The 14,886-nt window shown below is 71.6% G+C and carries 15 protein-coding genes and 1 tRNA gene; 7 read left to right on the top strand and 9 right to left on the bottom strand.

Annotated features, from left to right (window positions below; translation table 11 throughout):
* Window positions 1-757 precede the first annotated feature (757 nt).
* A complete protein-coding gene (locus LP52_RS09875) occupies window positions 758-1,741 on the top strand; it encodes an NAD(P)H-quinone oxidoreductase (protein ID WP_040272667.1) in 984 nt (327 codons plus the stop codon).
* Between the two features lie 29 nt (window positions 1,742-1,770).
* A complete protein-coding gene (locus LP52_RS09870) occupies window positions 1,771-2,304 on the top strand; it encodes a bacterial proteasome activator family protein (protein WP_040272665.1) in 534 nt (177 codons plus the stop codon).
* 147 nt (window positions 2,305-2,451) lie between these two features.
* Here the strand turns inward: LP52_RS09870 and serS are convergent, their stop codons facing one another.
* Window positions 2,452-3,720, bottom strand: coding sequence for a serine--tRNA ligase (serS, locus tag LP52_RS09865; protein WP_040272663.1), 1,269 nt, complete (start codon window positions 3,718-3,720; stop codon window positions 2,452-2,454).
* 218 nt (window positions 3,721-3,938) lie between these two features.
* On the opposite strand from serS, the gene LP52_RS09860 reads away from it, so the two are divergent.
* Entirely contained in the window at window positions 3,939-4,121 is a 183-nt protein-coding gene (locus LP52_RS09860; RefSeq protein ID WP_040272662.1) for a hypothetical protein, read from the top strand.
* Between the two features lie 37 nt (window positions 4,122-4,158).
* On the opposite strand, the gene pheA is transcribed toward LP52_RS09860, so the two are convergent.
* The 6 genes from pheA to LP52_RS09830 form a co-directional block, all read right to left on the bottom strand.
* A complete protein-coding gene (gene pheA / locus LP52_RS09855; protein WP_394298195.1) occupies window positions 4,159-5,100 on the bottom strand; it encodes a prephenate dehydratase in 942 nt (313 codons plus the stop codon).
* Window positions 5,101-5,244: 144 nt separating this feature from the next.
* Complete coding sequence (locus LP52_RS26415) at window positions 5,245-5,898, bottom strand: DUF4446 family protein (RefSeq protein ID WP_238580819.1); 654 nt, start codon at window positions 5,896-5,898, stop codon at window positions 5,245-5,247.
* A 456-nt stretch (window positions 5,899-6,354) separates the two neighbouring features.
* Window positions 6,355-6,711 carry an STAS domain-containing protein gene (locus LP52_RS09845; RefSeq protein WP_193789974.1) on the bottom strand — a complete coding sequence of 119 codons (357 nt, stop codon included), beginning with the start codon at window positions 6,709-6,711 and terminating at the stop codon, window positions 6,355-6,357.
* A gap of 140 nt (window positions 6,712-6,851) precedes the next feature.
* Complete coding sequence (locus LP52_RS09840) at window positions 6,852-7,388, bottom strand: ATP-binding protein (RefSeq protein WP_157036293.1); 537 nt, start codon at window positions 7,386-7,388, stop codon at window positions 6,852-6,854.
* 263 nt (window positions 7,389-7,651) lie between these two features.
* Window positions 7,652-9,535, bottom strand: coding sequence for a PAS domain S-box protein (locus LP52_RS09835; protein ID WP_052809683.1), 1,884 nt, complete (start codon window positions 9,533-9,535; stop codon window positions 7,652-7,654).
* A 123-nt stretch (window positions 9,536-9,658) separates the two neighbouring features.
* Entirely contained in the window at window positions 9,659-9,991 is a 333-nt protein-coding gene (locus LP52_RS09830) for a rhodanese-like domain-containing protein (RefSeq protein ID WP_040272657.1), read from the bottom strand.
* Window positions 9,992-10,161: 170 nt separating this feature from the next.
* On the opposite strand from LP52_RS09830, the gene LP52_RS09825 reads away from it, so the two are divergent.
* On the top strand, window positions 10,162-10,674 hold the full coding sequence (locus LP52_RS09825) for an SSI family serine proteinase inhibitor (RefSeq protein ID WP_238580818.1): 513 nt from the start codon (window positions 10,162-10,164) through the stop codon (window positions 10,672-10,674).
* A 25-nt stretch (window positions 10,675-10,699) separates the two neighbouring features.
* On the opposite strand, the gene LP52_RS09820 is transcribed toward LP52_RS09825, so the two are convergent.
* Together LP52_RS09820 and LP52_RS09815 are read right to left on the bottom strand one after the other, a co-directional pair.
* Window positions 10,700-11,308 carry a TenA family protein gene (locus LP52_RS09820; RefSeq protein WP_040272654.1) on the bottom strand — a complete coding sequence of 203 codons (609 nt, stop codon included), beginning with the start codon at window positions 11,306-11,308 and terminating at the stop codon, window positions 10,700-10,702.
* A gap of 223 nt (window positions 11,309-11,531) precedes the next feature.
* Window positions 11,532-11,617: transfer RNA gene (locus LP52_RS09815), tRNA-Leu, on the bottom strand.
* A 281-nt stretch (window positions 11,618-11,898) separates the two neighbouring features.
* Between LP52_RS09815 and LP52_RS09810 the strand changes: the two genes are divergently transcribed.
* The 3 genes from LP52_RS09810 to LP52_RS09800 all read left to right on the top strand — a co-directional run bounded on the left by LP52_RS09810 (window position 11,899) and on the right by LP52_RS09800 (window position 14,841).
* Window positions 11,899-12,660: an FhaA domain-containing protein gene (locus LP52_RS09810; RefSeq protein WP_274518797.1), complete on the top strand. Its 762-nt coding sequence runs from the start codon at window positions 11,899-11,901 to the stop codon at window positions 12,658-12,660.
* 280 nt (window positions 12,661-12,940) lie between these two features.
* Window positions 12,941-13,429 carry an FHA domain-containing protein FhaB/FipA gene (locus LP52_RS09805; protein WP_040272653.1) on the top strand — a complete coding sequence of 163 codons (489 nt, stop codon included), beginning with the start codon at window positions 12,941-12,943 and terminating at the stop codon, window positions 13,427-13,429.
* Complete coding sequence (locus tag LP52_RS09800; RefSeq protein WP_040272651.1) at window positions 13,426-14,841, top strand: Stp1/IreP family PP2C-type Ser/Thr phosphatase; 1,416 nt, start codon at window positions 13,426-13,428, stop codon at window positions 14,839-14,841. The genes LP52_RS09805 and LP52_RS09800 overlap by 4 nt, the downstream gene beginning before the upstream one ends.
* The last annotated feature ends 45 nt before the right edge of the window (window positions 14,842-14,886 follow it).

Raw genomic sequence — 14,886 nt, 5'->3', positions numbered from 1 at the left:
CTGTCGGCCGGGAGCCGCGGGATGCCCGCCGGGCGCACCCGCCGCCGAGGCGGGGTACGGGCCCGAGGGGAAGCCCTCGTGCGGCGGACGGCCGGGGGCCTGCTGCTGCGGTTGCGGATCGGGGGTACCGGGCGCCTGCTGCCGCGCACCGGGCTGCGGACCCGCCGACGCGTCGGCACCGGAGGGGGCGTAGGGGTCGTAAGGCTCCCCCGGTCGCTGCCCGGCCGGGGGCATCCCTTCGGCGGGTGCGGCCCCGCCGGGACGCTGCGCCGACTGCAGACCCTGCCGGTCGCCCTCGAACGCGCTCTCCGTGCCGCCTACGGCATAGGGCGGAGGAGGGACGGCGCCGTCGTCGATGGCGTAGGGGGGAGGGGGTGGGGACGCGTCGCCGAACCACTGGTCGGCCGGCGAGGGGTCCGGCCCGCGGTCGGACGGCGCCTCACCCGGCCCGGGGTCCTGGTCGTGCCGCCTGTCCCAGGCACGCGTACCGGCATGCTCGGAACCGTCGTGCTCTCGGTCTGCCAACGCGGTTCTCCTCAAGACGCTTGCTCGGGTGCGCGATGTCCGATCGCTGCCGCCTGGCCGCGCCTGGGGATTCGGGCAGACCAGACCCGGACTCACGACTCATTGTCTCCTCCGCCCACAAAGATACGAACCGCAGCCAAAAGCGGACACCCCGCACCCGGCCCTGGCATGCCCGTCCACAACCGACCGAGGCGGCGCGCGCGGCCGGCCTCCGCCTGGGTAGCGTTGCGGCATGCATGCGATCCTCATCACCGAACCCGGCCCGGCCGACGTCCTGGCCTGGACCGAGGTCCCCGACCCCACCCCCGGCGACGGCGAGGTTCTCGTCGACGTCGCCGCCACCGCCGCCAACCGCGCCGACGTCATGCAGCGCCTAGGCAACTATCCCCCGCCGCCCGGCGCCCCGGAGTATCCGGGCCTGGAGTGCTCCGGGCACATCGCCGCGCTCGGCCCCGGAACCGAGCACTCGGGCTGGTCGGTGGGCGACCCGGTCTGCGCTCTGCTCACCGGCGGCGGCTACGCCGAGCGGGTCGGCGTGCCCGTGGGCCAGCTGCTGCCGATCCCGGAGGGCGTCGACCTGGTGTCGGCGGCCGCTCTGCCCGAGGTGGCCTGCACGGTGTGGTCCAACGTGTTCATGGTCGGCGGACTGCTCGCCGACGAGACCCTGCTGGTCCACGGCGGCGGCAGCGGCATCGGCACCTTCGCCATCCAGTTGGCGCACGCGCGCGGCGCCCGCGTCCTCACCACCGCCGGCAGCGCCGAGAAACTCGAGAAGTGCCGCGAGCTCGGTGCCGACGTCGGGATCAACTACCGCGAGGAGAACTTCCCCGAACGGGTGAAGGAGGAGACCGGCGGCGCCGGCGCCGACGTCATCCTCGACATCATGGGCGGGTCGTACCTGGCCGACAACGTGCGCTCGCTCAACGTCGGCGGCCGCCTGACCGTCATCGGGCTGATGGGCGGGCGCTCCGCCGAGCTCGACCTGGGCCGCATGCTGGTCAAGCGGCTGTCGGTGCACGCCACCACACTGCGCGCGCGCCCGACCGACGAGAAGGCGGCCATCGTGGCGGGCGTGGCCGAGCACGTCTGGCCTCTCGTGTCCGAGGGCACCGTCCGGCCTATCGTGGACCAGACACTGCCCCTGCAACGCGCCGCCGAAGCACACAGCATCATGGAGTCGAGTGCGCACGTCGGCAAGATCGTGCTCACCCGCTGACGACCGGATACCTGCCAGGTGAGGGATTGATGAGCGAACGATTCGACGAGGAGAAGCAGCCGCACGTACTGGTCATGGGCTCCGACGCCGCAGCCTCCCAGCCCGGATCCGGCGAGGGTGGCGGCGAGGAGGCCGGACAGCGCCCGTTGAGCGAGATGGTCGAGCAGCCGGCCAAGGTCATGCGGATCGGCAGCATGATCCGTCAGCTGCTGGAGGAGGTGAAGGCCGCCCCGCTGGACGAGGCCAGCCGGGTGCGGCTGCGCGAGATCCACACCAGCTCCATCAAGGAACTGGAGGACGGGCTCGCTCCGGAGCTGATCGAGGAGCTGGAGCGCCTCACGCTGCCCTTCGCCGAGGGCAACACCCCCAGCGACGCCGAACTGCGCATCGCCCAGGCCCAACTCGTCGGCTGGCTGGAGGGCCTGTTCCACGGCATCCAGACCACCCTGTTCGCCCAGCAGATGGCGGCTAGGGCGCAGTTGGAGAACATGCGCAAAGCGCTGCCCGCAGGCATGGCCCCCGACGACGAGCAGGGCGGCTCCCGCTCCGGCCCCTACCTCTGACTCGACGCGGCGAGAAGCGTCCGCCCGGTCGGCCCCGTCGCCGGGGCCGACCGGTGGACGACGCCCGCCGCCCCGGCCGGAGTGCCCCGCGCTCGGCTGCTCGAAGCGCCGGCGCCCGCCGGGGACGCCCCCTTCGCGACCGGTGGGCTACCGGCCCTTGACCGGTTCGAGTACGTCGCGGCCGACGAAGGGGCGCAGCGCCTCGGGCACCACGACCGAGCCGTCGGCCCGCTGGTGGTTCTCCAGGATCGCCACGATCCAGCGGGTCGTCGCCAGCGTGCCGTTCAGTGTGGCGGCGTGGCGCGGCTTGCCGGCGTCGTCGCGGAAGCGGGTGTTCAGCCGCCGGGCCTGGAAGTCGGTGCAGTTGGAGGTCGAGGTCAGTTCCCGGTAACGGCCCTGGGTGGGCATCCACGCCTCGCAGTCGAACTTGCGGGCGGCGCTGGTGCCCAGGTCGCCGCCTGCGATGTCGACGACGCGGTAGGGGAGTTCCAGCTTGTCGAGCATCTCCCGCTCCCAGGCCAGCAGCCGCTCGTGCTCCTGGCGGGCGTTGTCGGGATGGGTGTAGACGAACATCTCGACCTTGTTGAACTGGTGCACCCGGATGATGCCGCGGGTGTCCTTGCCGTAGGAGCCGGCCTCGCGGCGGAAGCACGACGACCAGCCGACGTAGCGGTTGGGCAGCTCGTCGGCGGAGAGGATCTCGTCGGCGTGGAACCCGGCCAGCGGCACTTCGGAGGTCCCCACCAGGTAGAGGTCGTCGGCCTCCAAGCGGTAGACCTCGTCGGCGTGCGCACCGAGGAAACCGGTGCCCTCCATGGTCTCCGGCCGTACCAGCACCGGCGGGATCGTCGGAGTGAAGCCGTTGGCCACCGCCTGCTGCATGGCCATGTTCAGCAGTCCCAGCTCCAGCAGCGCGCCCGCACCGGTGAGGAAGTAGAACCGTGCCCCCGAGACCTTGGCGCCCCGATCGGTGTCGATGGCACCGAGCAGCTCACCCAGCTCCAGGTGGTCGCGCGGTGTGAAGTCGAAATCGGCAGGGGTGCCGACCTCCTCCAGCACCCGGAAGTCGTCGACCCCGCCCTCGGGGGTGTCCTCGTCCACGAGGTTGGGGATCTCGCGAAGCAGCCGGTCGACCTCCGTGCCGAGCTCCTCGGCCTCGGCCTCGGCCTGCTTGACGCGGGTGGCCAGCTCCTTGGCCCCGGCCAGCAGCGAATCCCGCTCCTCGGGCGCGGCAGAGGAGATCGCCTTGCCCGCACTCTTCTGCTCGGCGCGCAGCTCCTCGAAGCGCGTGAGCGCGGTACGACGCCGGGAGTCGAGGTCCAGCAGGCGGTCGACGACGGTTTCGTCCTCACCGCGGACCCGCTGCGAGGCGCGCAGGCGGTCGGGGGTCTCTCTGACAGCGCGAAGGTCGATCACATCTGCAGGCTACCGGTGCTGGAGGAGGGCGCCGCCCAACGCGTCATCGCCACCCCGTCACCTCCGCGTGACACGCTGCGCCGTTCCACGGACCCTCGCGGCGCCGCCGCTGCGCGGCGAACCGGCGGCGCGAAAGCGCGTCATAACCGGGGCCCGCCACCGTGTACCGGGTACGGGCGCGCTGGAGGGGGCGCGGCGGTAGCGGAAGGAGCGGAACCATGGCACAGCCGTGGGCGATGAAGGCGCTCGGTGCGATGACGGCGGCGGAGGTACTGGCAGCCCTGAACCAGCTGCCCAATCTCTGTCCGGAGGACGCCGCACTGGAGAAGGCGCTGCGCAACCAGCTGGCGAGCACACTGGACCGGGAGCGGCCGTTGGAGATCGCCCAGCCGGCGGGGTGAGCGGCGGATACGGCCGCTGCGGCCGAGGCGGAGCCGCTCAGACGACCTCGCCGGCACGGATGCGCGCCAGCCACTCCTGGGCCTCGTAGAAGTCGGCACTGGTGGTGCCGCGCGTGGGCATGAACGGTGTCAGTTCGGTGTCGGCCTCCGCCCGCGGGAAGCTGCCGAGGAACCGGACGTCCTTGCACAGCCGCCGCAGTCCCATCAGCGCCTCTCCGACGGCCGGCTCGGCGACGTGGCCGTCGGCGTCCAGGCAGAAGCAGTACCGGCCCAGGCCGTCGCCGGTGGGCCGGGACTCCAGCCGGGTGAGGTTCACCCCCCGGACCGCGAACTGATTGAGCAGCTCGACCAGCGCACCCGGGTGGTCATCGGAGATGAAGGCCACCAGCGACGTGCGGTCCGCGCCCGTCGGCTCGGGCAGCGGTTGCGGCCGCACCAGGTGGACGAAGCGTGTCGCGGCGTCGTCGCGGTCGCCGACGCCCTGAGCCAGCGCACGCAGCCCGTAGCGCTCGCCGGCGATACGCGCGCAGATGGCGGCGTCGTAGGGACTGCCGGGTTCGGCGACGCTCTGGGCCGCGGCGGCCGTGGAGGAGACGGTGAACACCTCGGCGTCGGGCAGGTGGTGCGCGAGCCACCCGCGGCACTGGGCCAGCGCGTGCGGGTGGGTGGCCACGCGCTTGACGTCGGCGATCGCCGACGCTTCGCGCGCGAAGAGGGTGAACTCCACGGGCAGCGCGGCCTCGGCTGCGATCAGCAGCGGGTCGCCGTTGATCAGCTCGGCGATGGTGGCGGTGACACCGCCCTCGACGGAGTTCTCCAGCGGCACCGTCCCGCCGTCGACGTCGCCGCGGCGGACCGCGGCGAACACGGAGTCCACGCCCGGATAAGGGACTCGGGCCGCATCCGGCGCATCGGGCTTGAGTGCCCGCAGAGCGGCCTCGGTGAAGGTCCCCTCGGGGCCGAGATAGGCGTAGCGCATGTTTTTCAGGTTATACCCGCGCGACCTGCGCTGGCCGTGCGCGAGCTGCGGCGTCGTCGCGCAGGCGCCCGGGACCGCCCGAACGGCGGGCGCTGTCGGACCGCCGAGGATCAGACCGCCGCGCGAGCGCTTGTGCGGCGCGCGTCACTCGGAGGCGCTCGGGGATCCACTCGTCGGTGCGCCGCTCGGTGCGGTTCCCAGCGTGCGGACGGACGAGCCGTCCGCACCGGTATCGGCCGCGGAGGCGCCCGGCGCCGGCTCGCCCTCGGTACGGGGGCCGGGGGGCGCATCCATCGCCGTCGCGCCTCCGGCCCCCGCGTCGGTCCGCTTGCGCCTGCGCCCCGGGGCGCGTTCGCCGCCGCGCGCACCTGCGCCGGCGGTCTCCTTGCCCTCCGCTTCGCCCGGGCCCCGGCCGAGTCGGGCGGCACGCAGGGCGCGGTACTCCTCGGGGGAGAGCGCCTCCTCGGCGCGGCCGTGCTCGATGGTCTTGGCGTAGGTGCGGGTCTCGGTGCGGCCGTTGATCGAGGTCACGACGACACCGTCGCCCGCTGCGTTGAGCAGGGCCAGTGAGAAGGAACGCGCCCCCGACATCTCTTCCAGGGCGTCGTAGCGCACCACCGCGACGTCGCGTACCGCCCGCGTGTCCACTCCGCTGCCGTCGTGCTGCAACCGGTGGACCACTGCGCGGCAGTCGCTCACAGCGGTGCGGACGCGTATCAGTGCCCAAGCGCCCAGGCCGAGGCCGCCCAGCCCCGCCAGCGCCGCGAAAACGACAAGATAGGTAATCAAGGTAGTCACCACACTGCGAGAGTAGCCGCTACCTACAGTAATGAAAACGGTACTCTGCGCGTTTTGCGTTCCCGATCACCGCCGGTCGGCGGACGCAGCCGCGACCGGCGACGCGGGTGACCGTGTCGCCGGCGCCCGCCGCAGGGGACCGGTCAGCACAGGCGCCCGCTCCGCACTGCCGCGGGCGGAGCGCGAGGAGCGAGGAGAACGCGATGCCGTGACGCGCGAAGACCGTGGGCACGCGCGCCGATCTCCCCGGCCGTCCCCTGCTGCGGTCGGAGCCGCGGCGCATCGGGCGGCCCGCCGCCCCTCGTCGGATCCGGTGGATGTCGGGAGGTCCCGGTAGGTACCCGGCCGTGCGCCGGGCGCTCGACTGCGGCCGCGCGCCTGCGAGCGGGGTCTACGCCCCTGGGAGCGGCGGGGCCTGCGCCGAGGCCCGGACAGACCCGTCTCGGGCGGGGCGGGTCAGGGCGTCGCGCTCGATTCGGCCGCCTCGGGCAGCACGTCGGTGGAGTCCTCGACGGTGAAGACGGCGTCGAGCCCGGTGACCTCCAGGATCTTGCGAACGGCGGGCTTGGGCGCGACCAGTTCGAGGTCGCCCTCCTTGGCGCGTGCGCGCTTCATGACCGACAGCAGGACGCTCATCCCGGTCGAGTCGCAGAACTCCACCCGCGACATGTCGACCACGAGGCGCCGCGCACCGTCCTCCAGCGCATTGACGAGCCCGCTCTGCAGCTGCGGTGCCGTATAGAGGTCGATCTCACCGCGCACGGCGACAACCGCGCAATCGCCTTGAGACCGACTCGAGATCTTCAACTCCACGGTCGCGACTGTAGCGCCCACGGGGAGTACGGGCCACATCGGCGGCCGCGTTTCGGGACATCGGACGCGTTCCGCGGAAAGTCTCGCAGCGGACGCGGATGCCGACAGCGGTGCAGGCGGGCGCGACCGCCCGGGACCGCTCAGGCCCTGGCGGTCTGCTGGCGGGGCGTCGCCGGAACGCGCGTACCGCCTTGGCCGTCGCGGATACCGGGTGTGCGCTCGCGGGCCTCCGGTGCGGCGCTGCGCCCGGACGCGATCGCAGCCTCCAGCACCGCCCACACGGTCGTCACGCGGTCGTCGACCTCGGTGCCCCACTTGGCCGCGAGGTTCTCGACGATGCCCAGCCCGCGCCCGCCGAGGGCCGACGCCGAGGGGCGGGCCAGTCGCGGCAGGGTCTGGGCCCCGCCGTCGCACACCGCGACCTCCAGCCATCCTTCCCGGTCCCCGACTGCCGCGGCGCCGCCGATCTCCCAGCTCACCTGGACGCATTCGGACGGAAAGGGGTCGGGCAGCGGGGCGGCGTGGCGCAGGGCGTTGCTCAGCAGCTCACTCAGGACGATGGCGGCGTCGTCGACCGTTCCGGGGGCGACACCGCAAGCACGCAGATCAGAGCACAGCCCCCGACGCGCGCTCGTCACACTCGACGCCGCGTGCGGCAGCAGTACAACTCGTGACACGTCCTTCTCCCGTTCCTCGGCGCGTCGAAGGGACGCACCCGGTGTCGCTCAGCAACCGGCGGGAGCACGAGCCTGCTGCCCACGCCCCGACCTCGATCAGTCCGTATTCACTTGGTCGGTTCGCGGCAAAGTCCCGGCAGTGCGACTCTGCCAGGGCCGAAATGCCCCGTTCGCCCACATCGGAAACACGTCCCCGGCGCTCGTCCGACAGGCGGCGCTCACGGGCCGACGAGCGGTCGACGGCCTCAAGCCGCGGGATCCGGCTACTGGTCCGGGATGTCGGGTTTGCCGGTGCCCACGGCGGGCGCCGAATGTAATGTGAATCTCATTCGCGTACCACGGTTCTCCAACGCGTGCGCGGTGACCTCGCCCCCTTGGGCGCGAGCCAGTCTGCGAGCGATGTAGAGACCCAGCCCGATCCCGCCGAACCTTCGGCGGTCGCCCGCCTCGCCCTGGACGAACCGCCCGAAGATCCGCTCCTCGTCGCCCGGCTGGAGGCCGACCCCCTCGTCCTCCACGCACACCGCCACCATGGAGTCCTCCGCCGCCGCGCGCAGCACGATGCGCCCGCCCTCCGGCGAGTACTTGAACGCGTTCTCCAGCAACTGGCCGATGATCACGTCCGTGGCGGCCTGGTCGCCCAGCGCGAAGGGCAGCTGCTGGGGCACGTCCAGATCCAGGGTGTGCCGGTCGGAGAAGGGTTGGAAAGCCGTCGCGCAGTCCCGCAGCAGCCGCTCCACGTCGAAGGGGTGGCTACCGGTCTTCTGCTCGGCCTCGCGGGCGTCGGAGCCCAGCAGCAGGTTCTCCACCAGATGGGCCAGCGTCCCCGAACGCTCGGCGATCGTGTCGACGGCGCTGCGGCGGGCCTCGTCGTCGAGCTGGTCCCAGCGCCGCACCAGGGTGCTGGCGAACCCCTGCACCACGGTGATGGGTGTGCGCAGCTCGTGCCCGGCCGTGGCCAGGAACAGGTCCTTCTCCTCCTCAAGCGCCTTGGCCTCGGTGATGTCGCGGAAGTCCACCACGCGCTCGCCGGTCTCGGGGATGTCGGTGATGAGGATCTCCAGCCAGCGGCCGTTGTCCAGGCGGTGGCGGATGTTCTCGCCCTGGGACCCCGGCAGCGGGAACGGCGGGTGCCGGCCCACCGCGTCGGCCATGGCGTAGCCCGTCAGCTCCGCGGCCGAGCGGTTCCACTTGCGCACCAGCCCGTTGGCCCCCAAGACCGCGATGCCGTCGGCGCTGGAGTCGACGACGGCGTGTTCGTGGGCGCGCTGCCGCACGATCTCCCGATAGGCCATGGCGTTGCCGAGCGCGACGCCGGCGTGGGCGGCCAGCAGCTCCAGCAGTTCCAGTTCGACGTGCCCGACCTTGCGCCTGCTGTAGAGCGCGTACAGCGCGCCGTAAGGGCGCCCCTGCACGTTGGAGACACCCAGCGCGATGGTGTGCAGCCCCTCGAGGTCCGCCCAGATGAGGTCGTCCAGGCTGCGGGTGTCGTCGGTGGCCAGCAGCACCGTCTTGCCGCTACGCAGCAGCTCCCCGAACAGGCTGGACTCCAGCGGCGCCTGGTAGCCGCGCAGGTGGTCGGAGAGCTGGGTCAGGCTCACCAGCCGCAGCTGGTCGTCCTCGATCAGCGCGAACCCGCCGGCATCGGCGCCCGTCAGCTCGGTCAGGCTGTGGGCGATGCGGTCCAGCACCGCGTCGAGGTCGAGGTCGGCGTTGATGTCGGCCACGACGTCGGTGAGCCGGCGCACCAGGCGCGCCCGCTCGGTCATGTGGCTCTGGACGGCGCCGATCTCCTCGTAGGTGTGGAAAACGCCGATCCAACCGGTGAGGTTGGCCTGCTCGTCCCACAGGGAGCTGGTGTCGATGCGGACGTCGACCACGGTGCCGTCGCGGCGCAGTCGGCGGCTGACGATCGACAGGGGGCCGCCTGCGCGCACCCGCTCCATGATGGCGTGGTGTTCGGCCAGCAGCTCGTCGGGCACGATCGGCAGCGGGCGACCGGCCACCTCGGCGAAGGTCCAGCCGAACATGCGCTCGGCGGCCGGGTTCCAGAGCACGACCCTCAGGTCGGTGTCCACAGCCACGATCGCGTCGGCGGCGTACGCCAGGACGGCGTCGGCGCTGGGGGCGAAGTGATCGAGGGCCACCTCGACATAGTGCCACCCGAGACCGCCCCGGCGGTCAGCCATCCTCCGAAAAACCGGGCGCCGCGCACGCCGCGCCCGTTCGGCGCCGACCGCGGCAGCCGCGGCGGAGGCGGTGGCCCCAGGTCAGGCCACGTGCGGCCGGTCCCCGCTCTCACTGACCATTTCGCGGCCGGACAGCGCCCAGGCCTGCATCCCGCCGGCGACGTTGGCCGCCTGCCAGCCGGCCTCGTTGAGTGCCTGTACCGCCTGGGCCGAGCGCCCGCCGACCCGGCAGACGACGTAGACCTGCCGATCCTTCGGGATCTCGCCGGCCCGCTCGGCCAGGCGCCCCAGAGGGACGTGCACGGCCTCGGGCGCGTGGCCCGCCGCCCATTCGTCGTCCTCACGGACGTCGAGCAGGTAGCCGTCGGGCGGCACCGATCCGACATCGACCACGGGCACACTCTCACCGAACACCGATACTCCTGACTCTCCTCGTGCGGCTCCGCGGACGCGGGCTCCCCTCATCGGCACCTCTGCGGGGAGCGGGAAGGGAAGCGCGCGATCCGCGGCGCGGCGACAGTACGTGACGCAAGCACCACGAAGGGAACCTCCCGGCGCCCCGCCACGTCGAACAGGGTATGCGCATGCCAACCGCAGCTACCGCGCCGACCGCACTGATCGTCCTCGGCCTGGGACTGGCCGCGGCAGGTTGCGGCGGGTCCGAGGTGACCACGCCGCAGTCCCCTCCGGCCGATGCGACGCCTTCGGCATCCGGAACCGCCGGCCCGCCCCCGGAAACCGAGCTCACCATCCGCATCACCACCGAACCCGGGGCCGGGCCCAGCGGCGAGGCCGAACCCTCGCCGGTTCCCAGCCCTTCACCCAGCGAACCCGCGACGTGGCAGTTGACCTGCGAGCCCGCGGGCGGCGACCATCCCTCGCCCGAGGCCGCCTGCTCCGACCTCGCCGAGGCCGGCGGCGCCGAGGCGTTCGAGGAGGTCCCCGAGAGCAGCCCGTGCACCTTCATCTACGGCGGCCCGCAGGTGGCCCGTGTCGAGGGACACGTCGGCGACACCTCGATCGACACCGAGATCACCAAGGCCGACGGCTGCGAGCTGCAGCGCTACGAGGACCTCGGCGCGGTCCTGGCCCCCTGAGCGGGCTCGCCGCGCGCTCCCGGGCTCACCCGGGCACGGTCCAGAAGTCCACTTCGTAGCGCATCCCCTGCAGGAACAGCTCCTCGGCCCGCTCGGGGTCCACGTCGGCCTCGTCCAGCATCCGGGCCACGTGCCGGGTCAGCTCGGCGAAGTCCGGATCGGAGTAGGTCTCGATCCAGCGCCGGTAGCGCGCATCGGGCGGTGCGGCCCCGGCCAGCTCGGCGCCCAACGAGGAGTAGCCCCACATGCAGGGGTAGACGGCCGCGAGCCCTTCGCCGTAGTCGGCCGCGGACTCCAGCAGCCATGACGTGTAAGCCGCGCACGCCGGGCCTTTGACAGCGCCGCCCAAATCGGCACCGAACTCCGCCGACAGCGAGCGGTGCAGTTCGAGCTCCTCGTGCAGCGTGGCATGGGCCAGATCGACCAGCGACGCCAGGTGCGCCGGCGGGGCCTGCCAGGCCAGGCGGGCGAAGACGCGGACGTAGTCGAGCAGGTAGAGGTAGTCCTGCTCGAGCCACGAGGCGAACACGCGCTCGTCCAGGTCGCCGGAGGCGATGCCGGCGACGGTGGGGTGGGCGAGCTGTTCCTCGACCAGCGGACGCCCGGCGGTGTGCAGTCGCTCACTCAAACTCACAGCGGCAGTCTCGCACGCGCTTCGGCGCGGGGACGCGGGCGGGCCGGGGGATTTTCCACGGCACCGCGCACCGGCCGCATCCGGCCGCCGACGAGGCGGAGCCGACGAGTCCACGAGTCGACGGATCTGCGAATCGACAAGGCGATACGGAGGCACGTCGGGACATCGGGACGGCGACACGAAGAAACGGGCCCCGCCGCTTGGTGCGGCAGGGCCCGTCTACTGGTGGGCGAGGAGGGATTTGAACCCTCACATCCTTTCGGACACACGGACCTGAACCGTGCGCGTCTACCGTTCCGCCACCCGCCCGAGTGAGCACGTATATGGTTGCACACATATACAGTGGGTTCGCCGGGATCTCGCTGCCGCCCCTGGGGGGCGTACTCGCCTCTTCCCGGCGACAGAGACCAGATTAGCACGGACATCGGGTGGTCTGTGCACGCTTCCGCCAGCACCGCAGTGCTCCACTCCGCTAAGCGGCGGACCGCGGTTCCCGCCGGATCGCCACCGGCGGGCGCGCGTGAGTTCAAGGGGGCGATTACCCGGTTACGATCGTGAGTACATCCGGAGTGGAGTAAGGGAGGTACCTCGTGGGAGTGCTCCAACGCTTCGAGCGCAGGCTTGGAGGCATGATCGAAGGCACCTTCGCGCGGGCCTTCAAGTCGAAGCTCGAACCGGTCGAGATCGCCAGCGCCGTCCAGCGCGAGATGGACGAGCGCGCCGCCATCGTCGCGCAGGGGCGCACCCTGGTGCCGAACGACTTCGTCGTGGAGCTTTCCAGCGAGGACGCCGAACAGATGAACGCCCTGGCCGACACCATCGGCCAGGAACTGGCCAAGCTCGCGCGCGACTACGCGACCGAGCAGGGATACTCCTTCGTCGGCCCCGTGCGCGTACACTTCAAGTCAGAGGCCGACCTGCAGATCGGCCGCTTCCGCATCCGCTCCGGGGTGATCCGCGGCTCCACCGTGGAAAGCGGCGAGATCCGCCAACCGGTCAGCGACCAGCCGCGCAGCTCCGCCGACGTCCAAGGGCACCCCCGCCTGCTGATCTCGCCCGGTGGCGCGCCCACCGAGGGTTCGACGGCCGGCCAGGGCATGCAGCAGTCCTTCGTTCTCAACACTCAGGTGACTCTGCTCGGCCGGGGCACCGACTGCCACCTGCGACTGGTGGACAACGGCGTTTCGCGCCACCACGCCGAGGTCCGTGTAGAGGACGCCGAGGCGGTCCTCGTCGACCTCGGCTCGACCAACGGCACGTTCGTCAACGGCGAGCAGGTCCAGCGTGCGCGCCTGGTCGACGGCAGCCGCATCAGCCTGGGCCGCACCACCATGACCTTCCGCCGCGACTGACCTCCACGGCCGGGCTTCCCCTGCCCGGACACCCGCTACAACCAGAGCCGCTTTCACCGCGTCACATAAGACGTACAGCGACATTCCATCCGAGCGCCGCCTTCGGTCACAAGATCAGGCGGCGACCGAATCATCCGGCGACGACCCCTAGGATCCCCTTCCATTGAGTTCGTTCGGCTTTTCCGACACGATCTCGTAGGGTCCGACGCCGACTAGACGCGGTGGCGGCTCCGATGACCGCCACCTCGCCGGAGCACGACAGGGGCTGAAGAGCAGTTCAATGTCCGACTTGACCCTCATGCTGATCAGGATCACGTTCCTTTGCGTGCTGTGGCTGTTCGTGATCATGGCGGTCGGCGTTATCCGTACCGATCTCCTCGGCCCCGCCAAGAACAAGTCCAAGCGCAGTAAACGCAGCGAGGAGCGCCGCTCCGCCGGTCCCGCGCGGCCCTCCCGCGCTCCCAAGGCGCGCCGCAACGAACCGCGGGCCCTGGTCGTGACCAAGGGACCGCTCGCGGGCACCTCGCTGAACCTCACCTCGCAGCCGATCGTCATCGGGCGCGCCAACGACGCCACCCTCGTCATCAACGACGACTACGCGTCCGGTCGCCACGCTCGCATCTTCTCCGACGAAGGCCGCTGGATCGTCGAGGACCTCGGGTCGACGAACGGCACCTACCTCGGTCAGCAGCGGCTGACCAGCCCCCAGCCCATTTCGGTCGGACAACCCATCCGCATCGGCAAAACCGTCCTGGAACTGCGCAAATGACAATCGCTCTCCGATACGCGGCGTACTCCGACGTAGGATGCCTCCGCGAAGGCAACGAAGACTCCGCCTACGCCGGCCCGTACCTCCTCGCCGTCGCCGACGGAATGGGCGGTCATGCCGGCGGTGAGATCGCCAGCGCCATCGCCGTCTCGACACTGCGGGCGCTCGACGAAGACGTCCCCTCCACCGACGAGATGGTCGATTCCCTCCAGCACGCCGTCGAGCGCGCCAACTCCACGCTGGCCCAGCGGGTCCAGGACGAACCCCGCCTGGAGAACATGGGCACCACTCTAACGGCCATGCTCTGGTCGGGCGCGCGCATGGCCATGGCCCACGTCGGGGATTCCCGCGCCTACTTGCTGCGGGGCGAGGAGTTCGGGCAGATCACCCACGACCACACCCTCGTGCAGACCCTCGTCGACGAAGGAAAGATCACAGAGGAGGAGGTCGCCACCCACCCGCAGCGGTCCCTGCTGCTGCGCGCGCTGGACGGTCGCAGCCAGGTCGACCCCGACATCTCCGTCAGCGAAGCCCGGGTGGGCGACCGCTACATGCTGTGCTCCGACGGCCTGTCCGGGGTGGTCAGCACCGACACCATCCGCCAGACGCTGGAGACCGAGGCCAACCCCGACGCGGCCGCGCGCCGACTGATCGACCTCGCCAACCGGGGCGGCGGACCCGACAACATCACCGCCGTGGTCGCCGACGTCATCGACACCGCAACGGACCCGGGCGGCCCCACCCAGGCGCCGGCGATCGCCGGCGCCGCCGACCAGCGCCGCGAGCCGGTGATGACACCCGACACCCCGGCCGGCCGCGCCCAAGGGTTGAACCGCTCCTCCGGCGACACCGCCGAAATGGACCGCATCCCCCCGTTGGAGGACGCGCGGGAGGCTCCCCCCGGCTCCGGCTCCGGCTCCGGGCCACGCACCCGCCGATGGTGGCCGATGGTCGTCACCTTCCTGGTCATCGTCGCCGCCATCGCCGCCGCCGGCTTCTACTTCGGCTCGCGCTACCTGAGCAACCAGTTCTTCATCGGCCCCTCCGAGGACGGCTCCACCGTCGCCCTCTACCAGGGCCTCAACACCGACGTCGCCGGCTACGACCTCGCCGAGCAGATCCGAAACACCGACATCCCCCTCGACGGCCTGCCCCAGACTCAGCGCAACGCCGTCAACGCCACCATCCCCCTCGACAGCCGCGACGAAGCCGACGGCCGCATCGCCGAACTGCGCGGAACCGCAGACGACTGCGCGGCCGACCCCGAGTCCTGCGGGCTCGACTCCAACGGATCCGGCCAGCAGGACCCCGGCCAGGACGGCCAGGAGTCCGGGCAGCAGGGCTCCGGCGACGACAGGGCGCAGGGCTCCGTCAGCGGCGACGCCGCCGAGACCCCGACGGGAGGGGAATGAGGTGACCACCGAGGCCCCCACCCAGCTGCCGCCCATCAAGCGGCG

Origin of the sequence: Streptomonospora alba, from assembly GCF_000826685.1 — a bacterium.
GTDB classification, from domain to species: Bacteria; Actinomycetota; Actinomycetes; order Streptosporangiales; family Streptosporangiaceae; genus Streptomonospora; species Streptomonospora alba.
Note: the sequence above shows the minus strand (reverse complement) of the source record. Positions and strands in the feature narration are given on the sequence as shown.

Coding starts and splice junctions, on each gene's coding strand:
- LP52_RS09825 (WP_238580818.1), top strand. CDS start 10,162: ATGCCAACCGCAGCTACCGCGCCGACCGCACTGATCGTCCTCGGCCTG.
- LP52_RS09870 (WP_040272665.1), top strand. CDS start 1,771: ATGAGCGAACGATTCGACGAGGAGAAGCAGCCGCACGTACTGGTCATG.
- LP52_RS09875 (WP_040272667.1), top strand. CDS start 758: ATGCATGCGATCCTCATCACCGAACCCGGCCCGGCCGACGTCCTGGCC.
- LP52_RS09800 (WP_040272651.1), top strand. CDS start 13,426: ATGACAATCGCTCTCCGATACGCGGCGTACTCCGACGTAGGATGCCTC.
- LP52_RS09860 (WP_040272662.1), top strand. CDS start 3,939: ATGGCACAGCCGTGGGCGATGAAGGCGCTCGGTGCGATGACGGCGGCG.
- pheA (WP_394298195.1), bottom strand. CDS start 5,100: ATGCGCTACGCCTATCTCGGCCCCGAGGGGACCTTCACCGAGGCCGCT.
- LP52_RS09805 (WP_040272653.1), top strand. CDS start 12,941: ATGTCCGACTTGACCCTCATGCTGATCAGGATCACGTTCCTTTGCGTG.